Origin of the sequence: Variovorax sp. CAN15 (assembly GCF_030462475.1) — a bacterium.
In the GTDB taxonomy this organism is placed as follows: Bacteria; Pseudomonadota; Gammaproteobacteria; order Burkholderiales; family Burkholderiaceae_C; genus Variovorax.
Genome location: NZ_JASMRZ010000181.1, coordinates 1 through 1,513 on the forward strand (window position 1 = coordinate 1; position 1,513 = coordinate 1,513).

The window sequence follows — 1,513 nt, forward strand, 5'->3', positions numbered from 1 at the left end:
GCCGTGTTCGACAAGTCCACTGATGTAGACAGCCTCCTGGATTTCCTGGAGCGACTTTCCCCTCCCAGCTAGAGATTGGGACTGATGCCTTTGGTAAGCGCCGCACGCCCTTCCGGTGTGATGCGAAGGACTACCGCGCAACAAGTGTCCGGGTCTCCCTCGACTGCTTCAACCATCTCAGCCTCGACCAGCCCGGCGGCCCGAAGGACCGCCACGTTGTTGACGTCAGCGAACTCTTCGACCGTCAGCGGAAAGTCCGCCTTTTCGATCTTGCGAAGGAAGTCCATTGGCATTTTTTTAGTTTCCTCTTTCTTTTCAACCGCCCCGAGATGAGGTTCGCTCAACGCACCACAAGGCGTGAACTGTGAGTTTTTCAGATCCGAGTTTTCCCAGCCGGCTGGCACCCAACTGCCCCCGAAAAAGGTCTCAGCCCGTCCAGTCGGACCGGGCCGAAAAAGTGCCCCGTCGGGCACGCGTCGATGCGTAGCATCTTCTTCACCGGGCTGACCAAGGGTAGCGGGTTGTAACGTCATCACCCCCATTTTGCAGCCCGCTCGCCGCACAGGAGGCGAATCCCGCCTCTTTCCTGGCGGTTGGAAAAGTGGCATGTTTTCTTTCCTGGACAAGGAACAATCATGGCCGCCCCTCGCTCGATCGCTTCGCTTTCTCTCGGCTTCGGTCTCGTGTCGATTCCGGTGCGCCTCTACACCGCAACGGAGAGCTCAGCCGCAGTCCACTTCAACATGCTTTCCAAGGAAGGCTCAAGGGTCAAGCAGCAGTACGTCGCCGCGAACAACCCGAAGAAGATCGTGCCGCGCGCAGAAATGGTCAAAGGTTACGAATTCGAGGAAGACCGCTTCGTGATCTTCAAGCCGGAAGAATTGAAAGCGCTCGAAGAAGGTGCGAGCCATCTCATCGATATCGTGGCCTTCATCCCTGCAGACGCAGTCGATCCGATCTACTACGACAAGCCCTACTTCCTGGCCCCGGACAAGCGCGGCGGCAAGCCGTACAACCTGCTCAAGAAGGCCATGCAGGAAAGTGGCCGCTGCGCGCTTGCGAAGTGGGCGTGGAAGTCGAAACAGTACGTGGTCCAGGTGCGCGCCGAGGAAGACGGCTTGGTGCTCCAGCAGCTGTTGTACGCAGAGGAGGTGCGCTCGCTGAAGGACCTCAACATCGAAAAGCTCGAGCCCTCCGCCGCGGAGCTGAAGTTGGCGCTGCAGCTGATCGACCAGATTTCGCAGGACGCCTACGACCCGACGATGTTTGAGGACGAGGAGAAGAAGCGCATCCTCGAGGCGATCGATGCGAAGATTGCCGGTGAAGAAATCATCGCCGCAGAGCATCCGGAGGATGGCGGCGGCTCCGCCCAGGTCATCGACCTCACGCAGATGCTAATGGCCAGCTTGGAGAAGCAGTCCTCCGCTGCAGCGAAAAAGCCGCGAGTTGCGCCGGCGGCCGCATCGAGCCAGGTGGTTACACCGATCCGGCGCCCGGCGCCCAAGGCGCAGCG

The 1,513-nt window shown here is 59.7% G+C and carries 2 protein-coding genes; one reads left to right on the plus strand and one right to left on the minus strand.

What is annotated here, in order from left to right:
* Positions 1-68: 68 nt before the first annotated feature.
* The gene (locus QMO14_RS33225; RefSeq protein ID WP_301512384.1) at positions 69-533 is read right to left on the minus strand and encodes a hypothetical protein; all 465 of its coding nucleotides are present in this window, start codon (positions 531-533) and stop codon (positions 69-71) included.
* A 102-nt stretch (positions 534-635) separates the two neighbouring features.
* On the opposite strand from QMO14_RS33225, the gene QMO14_RS33230 reads away from it, so the two are divergent.
* Positions 636-1,513, plus strand: an 878-nt coding sequence (locus QMO14_RS33230; protein ID WP_301512385.1) for a Ku protein, incomplete at its 3' end; no start/stop codon positions are given.